This window comes from Parageobacillus caldoxylosilyticus NBRC 107762 (assembly GCF_000632715.1).
Lineage (GTDB): Bacteria > Bacillota > Bacilli > Bacillales > Anoxybacillaceae > Saccharococcus > Saccharococcus caldoxylosilyticus.
In genome coordinates this window covers 14,309-36,595 of the sequence record NZ_BAWO01000003.1, presented here as the reverse complement: position 1 = coordinate 36,595, position 22,287 = coordinate 14,309, and the positions used below count along the sequence as shown (strand labels likewise).

Annotated in this window: 17 protein-coding genes and 3 pseudogenes; 17 read left to right on the top strand and 3 right to left on the bottom strand. The window is 39.2% G+C overall.

From position 1 onward, the window contains the following. Positions 1-42 precede the first annotated feature (42 nt). The 5 genes from GCA01S_RS01495 to GCA01S_RS01475 all read left to right on the top strand — a co-directional run bounded on the left by GCA01S_RS01495 (position 43) and on the right by GCA01S_RS01475 (position 3,377). Entirely contained in the window at positions 43-444 is a 402-nt protein-coding gene (locus GCA01S_RS01495) for a hypothetical protein (RefSeq protein WP_017436834.1), read from the top strand. An 88-nt stretch (positions 445-532) separates the two neighbouring features. Then, positions 533-925, top strand: coding sequence for a hypothetical protein (locus GCA01S_RS01490; RefSeq protein ID WP_042406691.1), 393 nt, complete (start codon positions 533-535; stop codon positions 923-925). Positions 926-1,127: 202 nt separating this feature from the next. Then, positions 1,128-1,871 (top strand): YveK family protein, encoded by a 744-nt coding sequence (locus GCA01S_RS01485; protein ID WP_042406688.1) that lies wholly within the window; start codon positions 1,128-1,130, stop codon positions 1,869-1,871. Continuing rightward, the gene (locus GCA01S_RS01480; protein WP_375781784.1) at positions 1,852-2,556 is read left to right on the top strand and encodes a CpsD/CapB family tyrosine-protein kinase; all 705 of its coding nucleotides are present in this window, start codon (positions 1,852-1,854) and stop codon (positions 2,554-2,556) included. Before GCA01S_RS01485 ends, GCA01S_RS01480 begins: the two co-directional genes overlap by 20 nt. 53 nt (positions 2,557-2,609) lie before the next feature. After that, positions 2,610-3,377: an SGNH/GDSL hydrolase family protein gene (locus GCA01S_RS01475; RefSeq protein ID WP_042406682.1), complete on the top strand. Its 768-nt coding sequence runs from the start codon at positions 2,610-2,612 to the stop codon at positions 3,375-3,377. Between the two features lie 38 nt (positions 3,378-3,415). On the opposite strand, the gene tagU is transcribed toward GCA01S_RS01475, so the two are convergent. After that, entirely contained in the window at positions 3,416-4,351 is a 936-nt protein-coding gene (gene tagU, locus GCA01S_RS01470) for a polyisoprenyl-teichoic acid--peptidoglycan teichoic acid transferase TagU (RefSeq protein WP_042406678.1), read from the bottom strand. A gap of 225 nt (positions 4,352-4,576) precedes the next feature. On the opposite strand from tagU, the gene GCA01S_RS01465 reads away from it, so the two are divergent. After that, the gene (locus GCA01S_RS01465; protein WP_042406676.1) at positions 4,577-5,341 is read left to right on the top strand and encodes a tyrosine-protein phosphatase; all 765 of its coding nucleotides are present in this window, start codon (positions 4,577-4,579) and stop codon (positions 5,339-5,341) included. A gap of 256 nt (positions 5,342-5,597) precedes the next feature. Here the strand turns inward: GCA01S_RS01465 and GCA01S_RS01460 are convergent, their stop codons facing one another. Then, positions 5,598-5,894, bottom strand: coding sequence for a hypothetical protein (locus GCA01S_RS01460; RefSeq protein ID WP_042406674.1), 297 nt, complete (start codon positions 5,892-5,894; stop codon positions 5,598-5,600). A 236-nt stretch (positions 5,895-6,130) separates the two neighbouring features. On the opposite strand from GCA01S_RS01460, the gene galU reads away from it, so the two are divergent. The 6 genes from galU to GCA01S_RS01430 all read left to right on the top strand — a co-directional run bounded on the left by galU (position 6,131) and on the right by GCA01S_RS01430 (position 15,147). After that, positions 6,131-7,021 carry a UTP--glucose-1-phosphate uridylyltransferase GalU gene (gene galU / locus GCA01S_RS01455; protein ID WP_042406671.1) on the top strand — a complete coding sequence of 297 codons (891 nt, stop codon included), beginning with the start codon at positions 6,131-6,133 and terminating at the stop codon, positions 7,019-7,021. Between the two features lie 53 nt (positions 7,022-7,074). Further along, positions 7,075-8,901, top strand: coding sequence for a nucleoside-diphosphate sugar epimerase/dehydratase (locus tag GCA01S_RS01450; RefSeq protein WP_042406668.1), 1,827 nt, complete (start codon positions 7,075-7,077; stop codon positions 8,899-8,901). A 408-nt stretch (positions 8,902-9,309) separates the two neighbouring features. Beyond that, on the top strand, positions 9,310-10,581 hold the full coding sequence (locus tag GCA01S_RS01445) for a lipopolysaccharide biosynthesis protein (RefSeq protein ID WP_042406667.1): 1,272 nt from the start codon (positions 9,310-9,312) through the stop codon (positions 10,579-10,581). An 11-nt stretch (positions 10,582-10,592) separates the two neighbouring features. Next, a complete protein-coding gene (gene asnB / locus GCA01S_RS01440) occupies positions 10,593-12,542 on the top strand; it encodes an asparagine synthase (glutamine-hydrolyzing) (protein ID WP_042406666.1) in 1,950 nt (649 codons plus the stop codon). Between the two features lie 22 nt (positions 12,543-12,564). After that, positions 12,565-13,644, top strand: a complete 1,080-nt coding sequence (locus GCA01S_RS01435; protein WP_042406664.1) for a glycosyltransferase — start codon at positions 12,565-12,567, stop codon at positions 13,642-13,644. A 78-nt stretch (positions 13,645-13,722) separates the two neighbouring features. Further along, positions 13,723-15,147: a hypothetical protein gene (locus tag GCA01S_RS01430; RefSeq protein WP_042406661.1), complete on the top strand. Its 1,425-nt coding sequence runs from the start codon at positions 13,723-13,725 to the stop codon at positions 15,145-15,147. A gap of 177 nt (positions 15,148-15,324) precedes the next feature. On the opposite strand, the pseudogene GCA01S_RS20785 reads toward GCA01S_RS01430, so the two are convergent. Then, positions 15,325-15,574: pseudogene (locus GCA01S_RS20785) on the bottom strand (IS66 family transposase); the annotation flags it as partial. A gap of 424 nt (positions 15,575-15,998) precedes the next feature. On the opposite strand from GCA01S_RS20785, the gene GCA01S_RS01425 reads away from it, so the two are divergent. From GCA01S_RS01425 to GCA01S_RS20780, 5 genes and pseudogenes are all read left to right on the top strand, one after another. Next, positions 15,999-17,111 carry a glycosyltransferase gene (locus tag GCA01S_RS01425; protein ID WP_042406658.1) on the top strand — a complete coding sequence of 371 codons (1,113 nt, stop codon included), beginning with the start codon at positions 15,999-16,001 and terminating at the stop codon, positions 17,109-17,111. A gap of 397 nt (positions 17,112-17,508) precedes the next feature. Further along, positions 17,509-18,513, top strand: a complete 1,005-nt coding sequence (locus GCA01S_RS01420; RefSeq protein WP_042406657.1) for an NAD-dependent epimerase — start codon at positions 17,509-17,511, stop codon at positions 18,511-18,513. A 67-nt stretch (positions 18,514-18,580) separates the two neighbouring features. Next, a complete protein-coding gene (locus tag GCA01S_RS01415) occupies positions 18,581-19,909 on the top strand; it encodes a UDP-glucose dehydrogenase family protein (RefSeq protein WP_042406654.1) in 1,329 nt (442 codons plus the stop codon). Positions 19,910-20,608: 699 nt separating this feature from the next. Then, positions 20,609-21,208, top strand: a pseudogene (locus GCA01S_RS01410) (IS256 family transposase); the annotation flags it as partial. A gap of 820 nt (positions 21,209-22,028) precedes the next feature. Next, positions 22,029-22,176, top strand: a pseudogene (locus tag GCA01S_RS20780) (DapH/DapD/GlmU-related protein); the annotation flags it as partial. Positions 22,177-22,287 lie beyond the last annotated feature (111 nt).

Below are 22,287 nucleotides of genomic sequence, written 5' to 3'. Positions count from 1 at the left end.
TTTTGTTTATGGTAAAATAAACGTCAAGAAGGAGGTGAGACAATGGAACGGTTGATGGAACAAATTCTTTTTGAGTTAAAAGAAATGCGGGTGGACCTAAACGAAGTAAAACAAAGCCAAAAGCAGCTGGAGTCCGATGTCCGTGAACTGCGTGCCAGTCAAAAACAGCTGGAGTCTGATGTCCGCACGCTGCAGGAGACGGTTGCCGAACTACAGGAGGGACAAGCGCGGGTCGAACAAACGATCGGCAAGCTTTCACAAAGCATCATTGACAGCTTAGCTCCTTATTTCGACCAAATTACCCAGCATATCGATGAACGATATGAAGAGATCCATGACAAATTACATCAACACGAGCGGATGATCGAAACCCTCTCCTATCGTTCCCTCTCCCAAGAAACCGAACTCAAAGACCTCAAACGAATGATGCAACATTCCTCATAAAATGCATGAAATTCTCCTTTCTGGGAAACATAAGCAAGGACCGGTCTTTACATAAGGTCACCAACATTCACAGAAAGGAGAAGAAACGATGAAGAAAAAATGGCTTTTACTTAGACTGTTTAGCGTGTTCGTCGCCATGATGATCGCGGCAGGCTGCAATGCCAATAATGACAATGACAACAATAATCCGCCGCCGCCAAACAACAACGTCGATCAAAATGACAATGACATCAACGATAGGGATAACAATAACATCAACGATAAGGATATGAACCCGGCGGACGACATTAACCAAGGCGATGACGCTAACAACAATATGAACAATAACGGCGATTTCAACGACAATAAAAACGATCAACTGCTGCCGGGCGACGACACCAATAACGGACCTGGCGACGATGAAAACGATAGAGTTCCTGATCGTGAAGATCCAATCGAAGATCCGCAAGATACAAACGATAAAGACAATAAAGACGAATAACGAAACAAAAACAAGGTTGCCTCATAAACAAGGGGGCAGCCTTGTTTATTGGCCGGCAGCACTTTTGTTATCGGCAACGTGCGCGGACTAGGAAAATGAGCCCACTAGATATATGTGTCCCAATCATTTATAATTAGTAAGGTGTCATGCATGTGGCTTTTGAACGCAACGGACTTATTTGGTAGGAGGTATCATTATTATTATGGAAGAAACTATCAGCCTGCGCGAACTATTCGAAACATTGCGGAAACGTCTCTGGCTCATTGTGCTTATTACCGCGCTGGCGACCATCGTCAGCGGCGTGGTCAGCTATTTTGTGTTAACGCCGATTTACCAAGCATCAACGCAAATTTTAGTCAACCAAGCCAAATCGGAACAGCAGCTCTATAACTATAACGAAATCCAAACGAACTTGCAGTTGATTAATACGTATAGCGTCATTATTAAAAGCCCGACGATTCTCGAAAAAGTAAGAGAAGAACTAAATTTAGACCGCACAGTGGACGAGCTGAACGAGCAAATCCAAGTCACAAGCGAAAAAGATTCGCAGGTGTTCTCCGTGACCGTTCAAGATCCGGATCCGGCAATGGCCGCAAAAATCGCCAACAAAACGGCGGATGTGTTTAAAAACGAAATCGCCAAAATCATGAATATTGACAACGTCACAATTCTTTCGAAGGCAGAAGTCAAAGAAAACCAGGCGCCTGTAAAGCCGAAACCGCTGCTAAACATGGCGATTGCCTTCGTCGTTGGTTTGATGGCTGGCGTGGGGCTTGCCTTTTTACTGGAATATTTGGATAACACGATCAAAACAGAAACGGATGTCGAAAAACATCTTGGCTTGCCAGTACTTGGTGCGGTAAGCATCATTTCTACGGAAGGATCGAAAAAAGCAAAACAACAAGTAAGCATGACGAAAACAAGAGGTGAAACCATTGGCTCGTAGCAATCAAAAGCAAACGAAAAAACTGGAACGCAGCTTAATTACCATTGAAGATCCGAAATCGCCGATTTCCGAACAGTACCGGACGATTCGCACCAATGTGCAGTTTTCGTTTGTCGACGCACCGATGCGTTCCCTTATGGTGACATCAGCCGGTGCGGGAGAAGGGAAATCGACGACGGCGGCCAACCTGGCAGTCGTCTTTGCCCAGCAAGGAAAAAAAGTGCTATTGATTGACGCCGACTTGCGCAAGCCGACGGTGCATTATACGTTCCGCTTAAACAACTATACGGGGTTGACAAACATACTAACGAACTCCGCGCCGTTATTGCCGTCATGTCAAGAAACGAGAGTGGAAAACTTATACGTTCTGACATCTGGCCCAATTCCGCCAAACCCGGCCGAGCTTCTCAGCTCCAAAGCGATGGAACAATGCATCCAGCAGTTGTATAATGAATTTGACTTGCTCATCTTTGACACGCCGCCGGTGCTGGCGGTAACGGACGCGCAAATTTTGGCGCACCAATGCGACGGGACGGTGCTGGTCATCGAAAGCGGCAGAACGGAAATCGAAGCGGCAGTCAAGGCAAAAGAGCTGCTCGAAGCAGCGAACGCAAAACTGCTTGGCGTCGTGCTGAACAAACGGAAACATCGCCAAGGGCAGTATTACTACTACCAATATAAATAACAAAAGGCTTCCTAATGATTGGGAAGCCTTTGGCATGATGGAGGAGAGTAATCGTGAGAAATGTTTTGCTGGCCGTGCTGCTTATCATCAGCTGCACATCTTTTATCGTTGCCGGGCATCTGTACTGGCAGAAAAAAATCGACGCCACCGTCCGCCACGCGATGACGGAAGCAACCGAGTTTCAAGCTACCCAAAAGCGGATGGCCTATGCCAAAAAACTGCCTGCGGAAGTGCAGGCAAAAATCAAGCGCGCCATCGAGACGAACCGCCCGCTGCGCCTTGTCATTGCCGGTTCGGAAGCGACTCCCGCTGCCAAGGAAGGCTGGCCGGCGCTATTCGAGCAGCAGCTTGACGCTGCATACGGAAGCAACGTATTTCAAGTCGTCGTCAAAGAATATAAAGGCATGACAACGAAACAGGCAATCGAGGAAAACATCGCCGGGCAGCTGATCAAAGAAAAACCGGATATGGTATTATGGGAGCCGTTTTTATTAAACAATAACGGCGTCATTGACATCAACGATGCGCTAGCGCACATCGATAAGATGATAAAAACGATCACCGCCGCGCTTCCTGATGTTACGATAATGCTCCAGCCGCCGCATCCGATTTACAATGCCACATACTACCCAGAGCAGGTGAAGCAGTTTCAAGCGTTTGCCAAAGAAAAAGGATACATCTACATCGATCACTGGAAAGCATGGCCGGATTACAAAAGCAATGAACTAAACAAATACGTCGATCCGGACACCGACTTGCCGACGAAAGACGGCCAAAAGCGCTGGGCGGACTTCTTAGCCGGCTATTTCATCGCAAAATGAAAGCGTACCTCTCGATATAGGAAGGTACGCTTTTACTATTACGATGCCGTTTTCAATTCTAAATGCTCTTTTAATTTATTCGAAATAGCTAGTCTCTCCTCTTCTGGGACAAGCAAGTAATAAATACCGTTAATTTTCGTGCCTTTTCCGGTAATATGAAGCTGCTCAATATGGCGGCGGGCGTCTTTGTAATTGGCTTGAATTTCTTTCATTTCCTCAAACGTTAAATTCGTTTTCATATTTTTCCCGATTGCCGTTAGCACATCGCTATAATTGGCGAGCGACGAAAAGCTTGCCCCTTTTTCGATGATCGCTTGAATAATTTGCTTCTGGCGGTCCTGCCGCCCAAAATCGCCGCGCGGGTCGTTTTTGCGCATGCGTGAATATTTTAATGCTTTCTCCCCGTCCAGCGTAATTTTGCCTTTTGGGAAGTACACTCCTTCATACGTAAACGCAAACGGGTTGTCCACCGTCACTCCGCCGACCGCGTCGACAATGTCGCGGAAGCTTTCCATATTGACTTTAATGTAATAATCAATCGGAATGTCTAGAAAATGTTCGACGGTCGCCATCGTCATCTCCACGCCGCCAAAGGCGTACGAATGGTTGATTTTATCTTTTGTTCCTTTGCCGATAATTTCCGTTCTCGTATCGCGGGGAACGCTAACCATTTCGATGGACTGTTTATTCGGATTGACCGTCATCACAATCAGGGAATCGGCGCGGCCTTTGTCTCCTTTCCGCTCATCCACCCCAATCAGCAAAATCGAAATCGGCGTTTTTTTCTCAAACGATACTTCCTCGTTGCGTTTATCGGATTTCCAAGTGACATCTTCATGCATTTGATTGGCCGTCTGTTTGATGTTGTGGTACACTGAATAGGCGAAGACTCCCGCACCAATGAGAAGGGCAACGGCAATCGCGCCAATCCAGCGCAGCCATTTTTTTTTCTTTTTTCGACGTTCTGCTCTCATATGCAACCTTCCTTTAGCTATATAATTCGATGAACTAACTATTAAGATTATAGAGGGTTTTTTCACGGAGTACAACCGAAAGAAGCAAGGGAATAGGAATTCTTAACCATACTATCCATATATTTCGACAAAATTCCGCAAAAAATACCGATTGATAGCACCATTTTCCTATGTTACCATAATAAATGGCTGTTTAGTCACTCGAAAGATAAGGAGGAGTTGGCGGTGATCGATATACATAGTCATATTTTGCCCGGTGTTGATGACGGTGCGCAAACAATCGAAGATGCGATAGAAATGGCACGTGCCGCGGTGAAGGAAGGAATTACAACCATCATCGCGACTCCCCATCATAAAAACGGAAGATATGACAATCCGAAACAATCCATTATTGCACGAGTCGCCCAATTGAACGATATCATCAAGCAGCACAATATTCCGCTTACAGTACTGCCGGGGCAGGAAGTCCGCATTTATGGGGATTTATTGACAGACCTGGAAGCAAACGAACTGATGACCCTGGCAGATACTTCGTATGTATTCATCGAATTTCCTGCCGATCACGTTCCCCGTTATGCTGAACAGCTATTGTTTGATTTGCAGCTGAAAGGCTTTATTCCAATTATTGTGCATCCAGAACGAAATGGAGAAATCATAGAACGTCCAGAGCGTCTCTACCAATTGGTCAAACGAGGCGTGTTGACACAGCTGACGGCCTCGAGTGTATCAGGGCATTTCGGGAAAAACATCAAAAAATTTTCTTTGCAGCTGATTGAAGCGAACTTAGCGCATTTCATCGCTTCCGATGCCCACAACACGACAACCCGGCCATTCCATATGCGGGAAGCATATGATGTCCTCAACAAAGAATTTGGCATCGACGCTGTGTATTTCTTCCAAGAAAACGCCGAGCTTCTTATCCGTGGACAAGCGGTGTACCGCGAAGAGCCGGAACGAATAAAAAGGAAAAAATTTCTAGGACTGTTTTAATATGTTTTATGGTACTTTGTTATCATAAAGCATATTTTTTTCTCCTGTGTTTGTCGAATTACTGCTGATTTTTACGAACAATGGCAAAAGTAGGGACTAAAGATGGATGAAAAAATGGCAGAATAATGGTAATGTATGTGAAGTGGAAACTTATAGAGCGTAGGCAGATGTTAGTGTTTTTCGGTACTCGGGATGCTTCGGCTCCGCTGTGGCGTGGCGGCGGGCCCTCCAGCACCTCTCGGGGCTGGGCAGTCGCCTACGCTTTTCGATTTCGGTGATGTCTAGCTTCGCCGCCTAGCTCTCTTGCGCCAAATAACCTTCGCCCTTGAAGTGCAAGCACTTCCGCGGTCGAAGAACATTTCGCTTCGGGGAAGCCAGGATGGCGACATTTCGCCGTTGCCCGCAGGACGCGGGCCGCTTTTAGGCGAAATTGGGGCGGCTCAGCTTTTCGGTGATGTCTAGTTCCGGCGGCTATCCCCTCGCGACGCTTCGGTCCTGCTGCGGCGGCAACAGCCTCCTCGCAGGCCCTCCAGCGCGTTTCGGGGATAAGCAAGCCGCCTCCACTTTTCGCGGTGATGTCTCCTTACCGTTATCAATGGAGGCACTCGGCCATGCCGTGGGTGGGGACGATGACGGTCCTGCCACCTTAGACGCCAGTCGTCGAGGGTGTGGTGTGAGGGCGGGTTAGATGCCCGGTTTTATATGAATTTAGTTTTGGTCTATTGCCGTGAATAGTCTAAAACTAAGTTCATATATTTTTGTTATCATACATAGAAAAGAGGGATTTCGTTGAAAAAAGTACGCAAAGCGATCATTCCGGCAGCGGGGCTTGGAACAAGATTTTTGCCAGCGACGAAAGCGATGCCGAAAGAAATGCTTCCGATTGTTGACAAGCCAACGATTCAATACATCGTCGAAGAGGCGATTGCCTCTGGCATCGAAGATATTATCATCGTCACAGGAAAAGGAAAACGCGCGATCGAAGACCATTTCGACAACGCCTTTGAACTGGAACAGCTGTTAAAGCAAAAAGGAAAACTTGACTTGCTGGAAAAAGTAAAAGAGCCATCCAAAGTTGACATTCACTACATCCGTCAAAAAGAACCGAAAGGACTCGGTCACGCCGTTTGGTGCGCGCGCAACTTTATCGGCGACGAACCGTTCGCCGTTTTGCTTGGCGATGACATCGTTCAAGCGGAAACGCCGTGCTTAAAGCAGCTAATTGACCAATATGAACAAACATTTAGCTCGGTCATCGGCGTCAAACAGGTGCCTGATGAGGAAACACACCGCTACGGCATTATCGATCCACTCGAACAGCACGGACGCCGCTACCAAGTCCGCCAATTCGTTGAAAAACCAGCACCAGGCACCGCGCCATCGAACCTAGCAATTATGGGAAGATACATACTCACACCAGAAATCTTCTTATTCCTTGAAAAACAAGAAGCCGGTGCTGGCGGCGAAATCCAGCTCACCGACGCGATTCAAAAGCTGAACGAAATCCAGCGTGTCTTTGCCTACGAATTCGAAGGCAAGCGTTATGACGTCGGAGAAAAGATCGGGTTTATTAAGACGACGATTGAGTTTGCGTTGCAGCATGAGGAGTTAAGAGACGATTTACTCGCATTTATGGAGAAAATCGTTGCGGAAACAAAAAATAATACGAATGCATCATAACGGGCCATCGCGAACATGGCTCGTTTCTATTATACGAAGGGAGACGCAGGGCGTTGGCATATCGAAAACGATTAACGTTTTTAATGATATTGGACTCATTGATCGTGTTAACGGCGATTTACGTCAGCTTGTTTACACTACATCCAGGAATACAAATATGGAAATACAAATCGGTGCTTTTATCGGCGCTGACGTTGCTTATGAGCCATCATATTTTTGCCTTTCTATACCGCCTGTATCATAAAGCATGGGAGTACGCAAGCATCAGCGAATTAACGGCGATTATTAAGGCGGTCACGTTTTCGATTATCACAACAGCGATCGTGCAATTTTCCGCCTTTCAAGATATTTATGTCCGTGCGTTGATGATTACATGGATGATCCATATTATTCTCATCGGTGGATCGCGGTTTGTCTGGAGAGTGTTCCGCGACCGTTACATAAAACCAAACGCGAATAAACGGCGGACGCTGATTATCGGTGCGGGAGCCGCGGGAACGATGGTGGCGCGGCAGTTAGTAAACAATCCAGAAGCGGAACTGAAGCCAATTGCGTTTATTGATGATGATCCTAATAAACAAAAATTGCAGTTTTTTAACATTCCTGTGATGGGAACGACGAAAGATATTGAAGATGTCGTTCGCGCGCTGAAAATTGAACATATCATCATTGCGATTCCTTCATTGACAAAAAAGGAACTGAATCGCATTTTTGAACAATGCGCGAAAACGAAAGCAAAAACGCAAATTGTTCCGAAACTTGAAGATATTGTGACCGGGAAAGTATCTGTCAGTCAATTCCGCGATGTCCAAGTGGAAGACTTGCTTGGACGGGAGCCGGTCGAACTCGATATCGAAAGCATCTCCAGCTACATCGAAAACAAAGTCATTTTAGTCACTGGCGCCGGCGGTTCGATCGGATCGGAAATTTGCCGGCAAGTATGCCAGTTTCGTCCGAAAAAAATCATCCTGCTTGGACACGGCGAAAACAGCATTTATCAAATCGACATGGAACTGTGCGATCACTATAAAGACCAAATCGAGATTGTCCCAGTGATCGGCGACATTCAAGACCGCGAGCGCATGTTTGAAGTGATGGAAGAACATAAGCCAGATGTCGTCTACCACGCAGCGGCGCACAAACACGTTCCATTAATGGAATACAACCCGAAAGAAGCGGTCAAAAACAACATTTTCGGCACGAAAAACGTCGCCGAAGCGGCCGATACGTTCGGTGTCCAAACTTTTGTATTAATTTCTACTGACAAAGCAGTTAATCCTACAAATGTAATGGGAGCGACAAAACGCTTTGCGGAAATGATTATTCAACAATTGGACAAGCAGAGTAAAACAAAATTTGTCGCTGTCCGCTTTGGAAACGTCTTGGGCAGCCGCGGCAGCGTTATTCCGTTATTTAAAAAGCAAATCCAAGCTGGCGGACCTGTCACCGTCACTCATCCGGATATGACGCGCTATTTTATGACGATTCCGGAAGCATCCCGGCTCGTCATCCAAGCCGGCGCGCTCGCCAAAGGCGGCGAAATCTTCGTCCTAGACATGGGCGAACCAGTCAAAATCGTCGATCTCGCGAAAAACTTGATTAAACTATCCGGATACACCGTCGAAGAAATCGGCATCGAATTTACCGGAATTCGTCCTGGCGAAAAACTGTTTGAAGAACTGCTTAACGAAAACGAAGTCCATCCAGAGCAGGTGTTTCCGAAAATATTTATTGGGAAAGCGACAGCGGTGGACGAAAAAATTCTTCACGATTTTATGGATCGGTTTGAAGAGATGGATAAAGAAGAGGTTAGAGAGAGATTGTTGGGGATTGCGAATAATCAATACCTATATAATAATACTGCTGTTCGTCAATATTAGTTTTTCTGAAAATCTCAAACATAATAAAGAAAAGTGGTTAAATAATAGTTTAATTTTCAATGTCAAGAATTACGGAAAAGGCATTAGTTTATGTTGAATTTTCTTCATTTTTGAAAAAATAATGTGTAGAAGGATTACTTGTTGAAAATGAGGATAATTCATATCTATGGGATTATTCAAAGGAAAAGAAAAAAGATATAATTGACTGATTATCATCAAGGCTCTGAGATAATCAAGGAACTTTCTACTATTAAAAGAGCAACATTTGGCAATCTCTTTGATCATTGAGTTCGATATAATTTTTTATTTGAGTGATAGCGGAAGGAAAAAGTTGATTAAAGATCTTTTTGTTATTTTAGTTTAAGTTTATAGTTTTAATCATGATAGATTAACAAAAAGGTGAGAATATTGATTGAAAAGATAAAGAAAAGTGTATTTCTTAAAAATGTTCTAACGTTAATGACTGGAACAGCGGTCGCACAGGTATTGAACATTGTTGTTGCGCCAATCCTTAGTCGGTTATATGACCCAGAAGCTTTTGGGATATTTGCGGTATACACTTCAATTGTTAGTATTTTTATTGTAATTATCGGATTAAGGTATGAATTAGCTATTGTACTTCCTAAAAAACAAGAAGAGGCAGTAAATTTACTGTTTTTGTCTATTATTGTAGTTGTAATTATGACTATGTTGTCTACAGTTATTCTTTTTTTGTTTAAAGATTATTTGGAAGAAATATTTCATATACAAAAATTCAATGAATTTATATGGTGGATTCCAATTAGTATATTCTTTTTTGGCGTATGTAATAGTTTAAACTATTGGAGTACAAGACAAAAAGGATTTAAGCGCCTATCGATATCTCAAATATTTAGAAGTATAACGGTTGTTACAACCCAAGTTACCGGCGGATTGGCCAAAATTGGTTCTATTGGTCTGGTGGCTGGACAAGCTATTGGTAATACAGTAGCTACGGCAGTTTTAGGAAAGCAAATTTGGAAGGACGATGGGCATGTTTTAAAATCCTCATTTAATATAAAAAAAATTAGAGAAGTTGCACATACATATTCGGAATTTCCAAAGTATAGTGCGCCACAAGCATTAGTAAATTCAATTTCTCAAAATATTGCACCGTTTATCCTTTCAGCTTATTTTAGTCCAACAGTTGTTGGTCATTATTCGCTTTCATTGCGTTTACTACAATTACCAGTTATTTTAATCGGTGAATCCGTTAGGAGAGTGTTTTATCAACGTATCGCAGAAATACATAATAAAGGAGATAATTTAAGAAAATATTTAATTAAATTTACTATTCTATTAGGTCTATTAGTTATTGCTCCAACTATAGTTATTTTTTTGTTTGGTCCGCAAATTTTTGCTTTTGCATTGGGAGAAAAGTGGTATGAAGGAGGAAGATATGCTAGATGGATGTCATTATGGTTAGCAATAGATTTTATGAATATACCTGCATTTTCTACAGCACAAGTGCTAGGATTGCAAAAACAACTACTATATTATGAAACATTATTTCTAGTTTTTAGAGCAACATCTTTATTTCTAGGTGTTCAATATTTTGACGCGTTAGGCGCTATAATTCTTTATAGTTTGGTAGGTATAATATTTAATTTATTATTAATTCTAGGGACTATTAATTTTTCTTCTACATTATTAAAACGTTAGGGAGTAAAAAAATGTGTGGATTAGTCGGATTTATCGTTAAACAATCAAGTAATATTGACTATGAAACAGTTATTAAACAAATGAGTATGACATTATCCCATCGCGGTCCTGATGATTTTGGAATATGGGTGGATCCGAATGTAGGGATTTCTCTTGGGCATCGTCGCTTATCTATAATCGATTTGTCTCCTGAAGGTCATCAACCGATGCATTCAATCAGCAATCGTTATGTAGTAGTATTTAATGGTGAAATTTATAATCACCAAGATATTCGAAATGAGTTGTTAAGCCAAGATCCACAAATTACATTTCGCGGGCGTTCTGATACAGAAGTTATGCTAGCTGCTTTTGAAAAGTGGGGAGTTAAGAAAGCAGTTGAGAAGTTTGTTGGAATGTTTGCTTTTGCTCTATGGGATAAAAAAGAAAGAGTATTGTACTTATGTAGGGATAGAATGGGAGAGAAACCACTCTACTATGGGTGGGTAGGGGATACATTTATGTTTGCTTCAGAGCTGAAAGCACTAACCAAACACCCAAATTTTAAGCAAGAAGTCAATCGCGATGCTCTCGCATTGTATATGCGCTATAGTTATATACCATCTCCATATTCGATTTACAAAAATATATTTAAATTACAGCCTGGTACGTTGCTGACAGTTGATGTTGAAAAGAATTTAGAAAATATTGAATATTACTGGTCGCTGAAAAATGTAATAGAAGTGGCAAAAAATGAGCCTTTTCAAGGTAGTGAAACAGAAGCAATTGAACACCTACATTCTTTAATAATTCATTCTGTGAAACAACAAATGTTATCTTCTGATGTACCGGTAGGAGCTTTTTTGTCAGGTGGCATTGATTCTTCTACAGTAGTAGCGATAATGCAAGCTCAAAGTAAAAAAGCTATAAAAACATTTTCTATAGGGTTTTATGAACAAGATTACAACGAAGCACAACATGCTAAAGCAGTTGCAGATTATTTGGGTACTGATCATACGGAATTATACGTGACTCCACAAGAAGCAATAGATGTAATACCACTATTACCGTCGTTATATGATGAGCCTTTGTCCGATCCTTCGCAAATACCTACTTATTTGGTGGCTAAGCTTGCTAGAAAGCATGTAACTGTTTCTTTATCTGGAGATGGGGGAGATGAACTTTTTGGAGGATATTCACGATATATACAGGGAAAACATATCTGGAAAAAAATCAGAAATATCAATTGGCGTTATCGTAATCTTTTAGCTAACACAATCTTTCATTACTCTGAACAGCATTGGGATTATTTACTTAGTAACAAGATCGTTAACCGTTTAACTAAGAATAAATTATATGGAAGCAGGATCTATAGTGTTGCCATGCTGTTGAAAAGTAGAAGCTTTGAGAATTTTTATCGAACTATGGTATCGCATTGGAAAATCCCCTCTGAATTAGTAAAGGGGAGTCAAGAATTTAATGACAATTCTGAAAATGGAAATGGTCGATTTCATGTTGAGATGGATGATTTTGAAAAAATGATGTATATCGATTCTATCTCTTACTTACCTGATGATATTCTAGTCAAAGTTGATAGAGCTAGCATGGGAGTGAGTTTAGAATCGAGAATTCCTTTGTTGGATCACCGAATTGTGGAGTTCGCTTGGAAACTCCCTATTCAATATAAAGTAAACAATGGTATTCAAAAGTGGATTCTTCGCCAAATTCTATATAAGTATGTTCCACAACAATTAATTGAAAGACCAAAAATGGGATTTGGTGTACCAATTGGCCATTGGCTTCGAGGTCCATTAAGAGAATGGGCGGAGGAATTGCTTGATGAAGAACGTTTAAAAGTAGAAGGATTCTTTAATCCTTCTTTAGTAAGAAAAAAATGGATTGAACATTTAAAAGGAGAGAAAAATTGGCAATATTATCTATGGGATGTTTTGATGTTTCAAGCGTGGCTAAACTACTCTAAATGATTGAATCAAGAGGTAAGGTAAGATGAAGAAAAAAGTACTATTCATCTTACCATCACTTCGAGGCGGTGGCGCCGAGCGAGTGATGGTTACTTTGTTAAAACATGTTGATCGTGATAAATTTGATTTACACCTGGCTCTTGTGTCGAAAGAAGGACCTTATTTAACAGAAGTTCCTTACGATGTTCCTATATATGACTTAGGTGCCAAAAGAGTCCGTTATGCTTTTGTTCCAATGTTAAAGTTAATCAGACAGTTGAAGCCGGATATTGTTTTTTCTACGTTAGGCCATTTGAATATCGCGTTAATCATTCTTAGGTTTTTAATGCTATCTCATACACGTTTAATAGTTCGAGAGGCAAATACAGTTTCAGAAATTGTGAAGTTGAGTTCTAAATCATGGCTATGGAAATTTCTTTATAAAACATTTTATAAACAAGCAGATTTGGTGATTTGTCAATCTGATTATATGAAACAAGATCTTATTGAAAATTTTAAAGTACCAGAGCAAAAAGCAATACGTATCTATAATCCAGTTGACGTTGATACAATTAGGAAAAAAGCAAATTTAGGAGAAAATCCATTTTTACATTCTCCGACTTCTCCAAATATCGTGGCAATTGGAAGACTTGTTTACCAAAAAGGATTTGACCGTTTGCTTCAAGCTATGCCACAATTATTGAAGGAAAAACCAAATGCAAAGCTGTGGATACTAGGTGAAGGACCTTTAGAAGAAGAATTGAAAGAACAATGTATTCGACTAGGAATTGTGGAAAAGGTGGAGTTTGTAGGATTTCAAAAGAATCCTTATGTCTGGTTGAAGCATGCAGATTTATTTGTTCTCTCGTCTTATTACGAAGGACTTCCCAATGTCCTGTTAGAAGCAATAGCATGTGGATGTCCTGTTGTTGCGGTTGATCATCCGGGAGGGACGAGGGAGGTAATGGAGGCATTAGGGTTGTTAGATAGATTGGAATATGCTGAATTAACCTTGCCTTTGCATCTATTTAGACCACTTAATGAAGAGTGTTTAAAACAGTTGAGTCAATTGTTTGGGTTAGAGAGAATTGTCAGGGAATATGAATCTTATCTATCAAATTTATGAATTTTGTAGAATAAATCTCTTGATTGTACCTTTATGTAATTATTATCAGTTTTATTTAATTGGGGAAAGAGGTTTAATATGGTCTTAATTATAGCTGCAACAGGAGGATTGTTGTTCGCTTTTATTGTTTTCTTTATTGTCTATTTTCGTCTAATACGCAAAAAGAGATTTGAGTTGTTAGATTGGTTTCTTCTATCTTTAGGTACATTTAATGGTATAGGATTTGGGTTTGTGTTATGGGCAACATATGCAGGAAAAAATTCTTATAATTGGACTCCGTGGATTATAAAATATGACGATTGGGCTTCTTTTACTTATCTTTTAATGAATATATTACTTTTAATATCTGTTATTTTTGGATGGAATTTAACAAATATGCTTATCAATAACTTTAAGTTATTTCAGCATAAACAAAAAAAAGATCTGTCTGTGGCCCGAAAAGATACAATTAGGAAAATGCTATTTATTGCTTATTTAATGTTTGTCACTTCGGTAGTGTCATATTGGCTTTATACGAAAGCTTATGGTGGTTTTATAGGAATATTTAAATATAGCACAGCTATTAGAGCAGGAGTTTTTTATGTAGAAAATCCATTTAGTTTTCTTCAAATATTCGGGAGTTTTTCTTTCTTTTCTTCTTTTATATTTTTTGGAATTCTAATTGACAAAAAGATTAAGAAGAAAAATAGCCTAATTTTGTTCATAGCATTTATTCTTTCATTTATATTCTCTTTGTATGTTTTGTTTACATGGGTAGGTAGGGTTTCGTTAGCAGTTTACGTACTTACCTTTTTCTTGGGATATATTTTGTATAATCATAAAAATATCTTTGGTTTTCTGTCAAAATTAATATTTTTTCCTTTTATCAGTCTATTTTTAGTTATTATATCCGATAAAGTATTGAAGAGGTCAAGTGATGATGGAGGAATATTAAATTTTTTAACAAAGGAGCTATCCTTTCCTTTTGCTTCATACATTGTCCATATATCTGCTCAGGACTATAGATGGTTTAAAGACTTGCTGGTATCCCCTATTTATATTTTGCCACAGCGGGTATGGGGGCAATTAGTCGATACAGCTTCTGATATAAATACAATTTATATAATAGGAGCTCGTAAAGGAGAGTTAGGGGTCACAGGAAGTATTCCAGTAGATATGCTGTCTTTTAGTATAATAGAAGGATCAGTTGTAGGAGTCTTATTAATAGGAATTTTTTGGGGTGCACTGCTATTAATAGTAGAGCGTTTTATTTCTAATATACCAATAAAAGGTGTTATGTTTATTATTTATGCAAATATAGTTTTAAATGTTGCTATTCTTAATTTGTTATACGGAGATCCTCAGCATCTTATTAACAGGAATTTTCATATGATTATAGGAGTCTTCTTAATGGTTTTCTTTCTGAAAATAAGTTTTACAATAAATCATATGAATTCACGTACTTATCCTTTTATAAATGATAATTGTTGCAAAACCGGAGTAAAAACTCGAGATCATGTATAATAATGAGCAAATGTATCCATTCAGCCGACTACTAGCGAGATTTTGAGAATCCAAACATCAATTAAGGTGTTTTCGGCATAGATAACACTCTTAGGAATGGGAGAGAATCTTCTTTCTTTTTCGGGGAGTTTTTCGAGAGATTCCCAGACAGGTTGATTATGTTTTTTAGTGTGGAAATGAGGACCCGCATCCTTGACATTTGGTCACGCAATAAACGATGCGATGATCAGGATGTTCGACTTGATGCAATGTCACACCGTGACGATTTGGCTGACCACCTGGTTTCTTCTCTGATTTTTCCTGGAAAGAAGGCTTGGTCACAAACTGATCCGAAGATAGTGGTAAGTGACCATTGATACTGTTTTTTAGTACGTGCTTCTAATTCCGCAATACAGGCTTTGAGTTGTTGGTTTTCTTTCGTTAACTGGTCGATGATTTCTGCTTTTTGTTAAACGATCCGTTGTTGATGCTCGATTTTTTGATCAGTCCTTCTACGGTTGAAATCGCTAATTGAATGTTTGAGGAATATGTCAAAAACACGAATAATTTTTCTTTGTCTTCACTTCCTTTCTTTCGTTACCATCAGTATGGACTAGTAAAGGTGAAGATAAGACCATTTTTGAAAGCTTTTCTATTTAGGAGCTGATTAGATACCGTTGACAGATGTTGGTCCAGTTGGGAAGGAAATTAAAAAGTTGCAAATTTCAGTGATTGGGTTAGAGGGGTTCCTAACCCTTTTTCTATGGAAGCTAGCTAGAATGTTAAAAAAGGAAATGCTTAATGTATGCTAAGCTTCACATGAAACAATAATCTTCATGTTGTGAACTAATGATTTGTTTGGGGGAAAATACATGAAAAATATACTACATATGGTAGTTACATCAAGGTTAAGTGGTGCAGAAAAGATAGCACTGTTAATATGTAGAAGTCTTCATGAAAATTATAATGTTACTTTTGTATGTGGTGGGGATGAACTTAATAATGTCGCTAGAGAATACAATATAAATTCGGAGATCATAGACTTTAATAGCAATATACCTAAAATACTATTTGGCTTAAAAAGAATTATCAAAGAAAGAAATATACATATAGTACATGCTCATGATAACAGGGCTTCTTTATATGCTTATTTAGTAAAGAAAATATTTTTATTAGATATTACCATTATTTCGCATATTCACAATTGTTATCCATGGCTTGAGTACGTTTCTATTTATAAATTGATAGATATGCTAGTGAGAAATAGATTCGATGCTAGTATAACCTGTGGATCAGTAGTAAACGATTATTATTTAAAAAATGCCAAGTATGCAAAGAGAAAAAAAATATATAGCATATCTAATTTTATTGATGTTGCCGAGATTGATGCAAGCCAAAAAAAAGAAGAAATAAATGATATCTTGAAAAAATTTAATATAGATAAAAGTAAAACAATATTTGGATTTATAGGTAGGCTTTCAGAACAAAAAGGGCTTGTACCATTTATAAATGAATTAGCGAAATATAAATCTAAATTTAAAGATTGTATATTTCTATTGGTAGGGTCAGGAGAACAGGAACAACATATTAGAGAATTAATCAATAAATTAGACATGGAAGAAATGTTTATACTTACTGGATATCAAAAAAATGTTTATAGCTACTATAGTATTATAGATATATTCTTTTTGCCGTCTATATATGAAGGGTTACCAATGGTATTATTAGAAGCCATGGCGTTAGGTAAGGCAATAGTATCTATGAACGTAGGTGGTATATCAGAATTAATAATTAATGAAAAAAACGGTATACTTATTGAGTCTGGGAATTATAATAAGTTTATTGAACATCTATATCATTTGAAGAATGATAGAAAAAAAATAGAGAAATTCCAAGAGAATAGCAAAGCTTACGTAAAAGAAAAATTTGATGTGAGAACACAAATACCAAAAATAGAGAGACTTTATAGAGAGGTGGCCAAATAATACTAGTCTGCTGCAGTTTCTTTTTTAATCGACTTCTTAAAGGGGGAGAACCCCCTTTTACTCAATTTATTCTATCTCTATTTTTAGCCTTACTATCTTACCGTGAAGAATTGCTTCGATGCATCATGGAAACAATGGTTTCTGGAAATCCGTTAGTTGTAACCAATGTAAGAGGTTCAAGGGATTTAGTGAAACGTGGAGTAAATAGAATTTGTAGTCAATTTAGAAGATAATCAAGCTTTAGTGGAAAATTTTGTGAAATTAATAACTGATTTGCGAGAGAAAATGGGTAGGGCTTCGTTAAAAGAGATTTAGCCGTATATTTAGTGCAAGTTCTTAATGAGATGAGAGATATTTATTGAATGTTAGTAGAACAATCATAGATGGAGGAATTTACATGACTATCTTAGTCACCGGCGCAGCTGGATTTATCGGTATGCATCTGTCGCAGAGACTGCTAGAACAAGGGTATGAAGTGGTTGGAATAGATAATTTGAACGATTACTATGATCCGAAATTGAAAGAAGATCGCTTAGCGGAATTGAGAAAGTATGATCGTTTTACGTTTGAAAAGTTAGACTTAGTAGATCGGGAAGGAATTTTAAAATTATTTGAGAAGTTTTCCTTTACACATGTAATACATTTAGCAGCGCAAGCGGGAGTGCGTTATAGTTTACAAAATCCTCATGCTTATGTTGACTCGAATTTGGTTGGCTTTGTGAATATACTTGAAGCGTGTCGTCATTATCCTGTAAAACATTTTATTTATGCTTCTTCAAGTTCAGTATATGGAGCGAATGCCAAAATGCCGTTTTCTACCAATGATAATGTTGATCATCCTGTTAGTTTGTATGCGGCGACGAAAAAAGCGAATGAGCTAATAGCGCATACATATAGCCATTTGTATGGGATCCCAACAACAGGGCTTCGCTTTTTTACAGTTTATGGTCCTTGGGGGCGACCGGATATGGCGTATTTCTCGTTTACGAAACATATTCTTGAAGGTAAACCGATCAAAGTGTTTAACCATGGAAATATGAAGCGAGACTTTACCTATATTGATGATATTATTGAAGGAATGATTTGTTTATTAGATAAGCCACCGATTGCTAATCCGAACTGGGACCGAATGTCGCCTGATCCAAGCTCTAGTTATGCTCCATATAAAATCTATAACATTGGCAACAATCAACCAGTAAAGTTGTTGGATTTCATTGAAACATTGGAATCGTTGCTTGGAATAAAAGCGAAAATGGAATTCTTGCCGATGCAACCAGGAGACGTTGAAGCGACGTATGCGGATATTGATGATTTGCAGAAAGCAGTTGGGTTTCATCCTTCGACGTCCATTGAGGATGGACTTAAAAAATTTGTTGATTGGTATAGAGGTTACTATGGATAAACTTAGAGGGGCAGTTACCTTATGAACATGAGGTAGCTGTTTCTTGTTTGTTAGAAAGGAGATCAAAATGAAAAAAATCGCAGTTGTTGGTACAGGATATGTCGGTTTAGCGACGGGTGTTTGTCTTTCTGAAATTGGTCATGATGTGACTTGTGTTGATGTGGATGAACAAAAGGTTCAACGAATGAAAGAAGGTATTCTCCCTATTTATGAACCGGGATTGGAAGAATTAATGAAGAAGAATATGGAGGATGGTCGTCTTCGTTTCACGACAAGTCATAAAGAAGCGTTTGCCGAGGCGGAAGTAATTTATATTGCAGTCGGTACACCGCAAAAAGAAGATGGTTCTGCTGATTTACGATTTGTGGAACAAGCGGCGAAAGATATTGCGGAAAATGTAGAAAGAGACCATGTTATCATTGTTACCAAAAGTACAGTTCCAGTGGGAACGAACCATAAAGTAAAACAGTGGATTGAAGCGAATTTGAAAAAGAAAGTTGAGGTTGATGTTGTATCTAACCCAGAATTTTTACGAGAAGGTTCCGCGATATATGATACATTTCATGGAGACCGTATTGTGATTGGAGCGGAGAATGAACAGGCTGCTGCGGTGATTGAGGAAATTAATCGACCTTTTGGCATTCCTATTTTTAAAACGGACATTCGCAGTGCGGAAATGATTAAATATGCTTCCAATGCTTTTTTAGCAACCAAAATCAGCTTCATTAATGAAATTGCAAATATTTGTGAAAAAGTTGGTGCTGATGTCGAAGACGTTGCGTATGGAATGGGACTGGATTCGCGTATAGGGCCGCAATTTTTACGGGCTGGTATTGGTTATGGAGGGTCATGTTTCCCAAAAGATACGAAGGCATTAGTGCAAATTGCGGGAAACGTTGATCATCAGTTTGAGTTGTTAGAGGCGGTGATTCACGTCAATAATCGGCAACAAGTGAAACTGGTAGAAAAAGCACGTAAACGGTTTGGAAGTTTGCAAGGAAAAAAAGTAGCCATGCTTGGTTTAGCGTTTAAGCCGAATACAGACGATATACGAGAAGCTGCTTCGATTGTGATTGCAGAAGAACTAGTAAAAGAAGGGGCTTCTGTTGTTGCTTATGACCCAATTGCAACGGAAAATGCCAAACGTGTGATTGGTGATAAAATTGATTATGCTTGTTCGATTGAAGACGCGCTTCGTGATGCAGACATTGCGATGATTGTAACGGAATGGGAACAAATTAAGACCTTACCGTTAGATACGTTTGAAAAATTGATGAAAACACCTATTGTGTTTGATGGTCGAAATTGTTATGCGATTGAGGAAGTAGTAAAGCATGATATTGAGTATCATTCGATTGGAAGAGCAAGTGTATTGAACCATACAGTAAATGTATAAGAATCGAAAAGCCCATTTCTCACAGAAGTAAAGGGTGGCTATCGTTGTTTAACTAATGGCGCTAGTTATATCGGTGACCACACCTTTCGTAGAACTGTTAATTGTTCCAACACATGTTTTTCAACACTTAAAATACTTGTTCGATTTTAGTGAAAAATCCTAAAGACTATTTTTCAAATCTCAATTCCAAAAAAGACATGAATCCTCCGAACTATAAGCATCTTTTTCTATTTGCTCTGTTTTTACCGATGTTTTCGCTTTCATATGGACATCGCCAATGTTAATCCTGTATGCTTTTAGCAAAGAGGAAAGTAGTTCTGATGGCACTCCCTTGTTATTTTGGTTAGTAGTGGTTAAGAGATGAGGTAAAACGATTCTTTTGGTTGTGGTACAAAGGTGGAGCTTATAGATTTTGAATCGGTGGTACCAAATCGCCATGTCTGACTTTGTTTGTGATGATAAAGACTGATTTGCAGGAACGAGCTATCCATAAGGACTAACCGGGGATAGCGTAAACCTAAATCCTTTACCGTTTGAGTATGAAAGATAGGAAATCCTAGTTCCTGAATCACTTCTATATAAATGAATGTTGTTGCAAAACTAGAGTAAAAACTTGAAATTATGCATAAGGTAGGGTATCTCTATTGAACTCAAAACACTAAAGAGAAAAGAGAGTCCCCCTACCTATGTCTAAAAGGTATATCGAAAGAAGACTGGGTAAACCAACTGGAAAGTGCGATTCGCCAATTTGTCAAAGCAAAACTAGAGCTAATCATACGGGAAGAGACAAAAAGCTTTCTCGAAATTGAATCAGCAGGATGCCCAATATGCGAAACGGTTATTATATTATCGTGGGAGTCTCAATACACAATATGGTCGTATCGAAGGGCTTTCTGTACCAAGAGACCGAAACAGGGAATTTCAAACACAGCTGTTTGCCCCTTACCAGTGTCACACGGGTTGGCTTGAGAAAACGATAATCAAGATGTACCAAAGTGGCATGAGCACGAGAGAATTTGACAAATTCATTAAACTTATGCTGGGAGCTGCCTATTTCTCCGACCACGATTAGTCATGTTACCGATGTGGTCAAGGAAGATATCGAGAAATGGTACACACGACTTCTATCCAAGCACCATCCAGTCTTATACTTGGACGGCATGTATGTGGAACTTCTTCGTGATACGGTGGAGAAAGAAGTCAATTTATGTTGTATTAGGAGTTAATGATGAAGGATATCGTGAAATTCTAGATTTTCGAGTCAGGAGCGAAGACGGTTTTGAGATCTATTACCGTCTGTAAATTCAAAGCCATCACAAACAGGGGAGGCATCTTTATATGTATATGCCATTCTGTTAGAGTGAGACTTGCAAACAATGGCTCTGAACGAAGTATGGATGGCGGATATTACATACATTCATTCCTATCGATGAAGGATGGTTGTATTTAGCAAGTATCATGGATTTATTTACCCGTAAGATTGTAGATGGTACATCGATATACAAATTAGTCATCAAAACCTTACAAAGAGCTCTCGAAAATGAAAAAATGACGAGGAAATTAGCTACATAGATTCAGCTATTTCTCTCTATTTAATATTTAACGTGTCTGTTTTCTTGACATACCACCATATTCATCTGTAGTCCATTCTACTATCACAGGCTGAGGTGAAATAATGAATAATCAAATAATAGAACCGAAAATAGTCAACTCTCAAATTCATCCAGAAGCAACTATATATCCATTTTCTAATGTTATTGATTCAATAATATCAAGAAATTCCAAGGTTTACAGAGGATGTTCCATTGTAAAGAGTAAAATGGAGGAAAATACATTTGCAGGAGATGGTTCAAAGTTAGATCATAGTCATCTTGAGAGATACGCACGAGCAGGAAAGTATAATCATCTCTATTTTGTTAAAGTAGGGAAACATACATATACTGGTCAGGATACAGTAATTATGCATACCCGGATAGGCGCTTTTACATCTATTTCTTGGGGAGTGACAATTGGAGCTGCTGAGCATGATTTCAGCAGAATTACATCACATACTTTTCTATATAATCCTTATGATGAGTTGAATAACGGTGTTACCTACTACAATAGATTTAAGGAAGAATGTGAAGTTGGAAACGATGTTTGGATAGGTGCTAATTCTACTATTTTAAGAGGGGTAACCATAGGGGACGGAGCAGTAGTTGGAGCGAATTCGATTGTCACAAAATCTGTACCTCCTTATGCCGTTGTTGCAGGGAATCCTGCTAGAATAATAAAATACAGGTTTGATGAAAAGATTATAGAAAGACTTTTAAGAATCCAATGGTGGACATTAGATGATGATATTATCAAAAAGAATTGCCACTTATTTGCTGAATCCC

Bases quoted from the DNA above. Each gene is read 5' to 3' on its own strand.
- GCA01S_RS01495 (WP_017436834.1), top strand. From the start codon at position 43: ATGGAACGGTTGATGGAACAAATTCTTTTTGAGTTAAAAGAAATGCGG.
- GCA01S_RS01490 (WP_042406691.1), top strand. From the start codon at position 533: ATGAAGAAAAAATGGCTTTTACTTAGACTGTTTAGCGTGTTCGTCGCC.
- GCA01S_RS01485 (WP_042406688.1), top strand. From the start codon at position 1,128: ATGGAAGAAACTATCAGCCTGCGCGAACTATTCGAAACATTGCGGAAA.
- tagU (WP_042406678.1), bottom strand. From the start codon at position 4,351: ATGAGAGCAGAACGTCGAAAAAAGAAAAAAAAATGGCTGCGCTGGATT.
- asnB (WP_042406666.1), top strand. From the start codon at position 10,593: ATGTGTGGATTAGTCGGATTTATCGTTAAACAATCAAGTAATATTGAC.
- GCA01S_RS01435 (WP_042406664.1), top strand. From the start codon at position 12,565: ATGAAGAAAAAAGTACTATTCATCTTACCATCACTTCGAGGCGGTGGC.
- GCA01S_RS01430 (WP_042406661.1), top strand. From the start codon at position 13,723: ATGGTCTTAATTATAGCTGCAACAGGAGGATTGTTGTTCGCTTTTATT.
- GCA01S_RS01425 (WP_042406658.1), top strand. From the start codon at position 15,999: ATGAAAAATATACTACATATGGTAGTTACATCAAGGTTAAGTGGTGCA.
- GCA01S_RS01420 (WP_042406657.1), top strand. From the start codon at position 17,509: ATGACTATCTTAGTCACCGGCGCAGCTGGATTTATCGGTATGCATCTG.
- GCA01S_RS01415 (WP_042406654.1), top strand. From the start codon at position 18,581: ATGAAAAAAATCGCAGTTGTTGGTACAGGATATGTCGGTTTAGCGACG.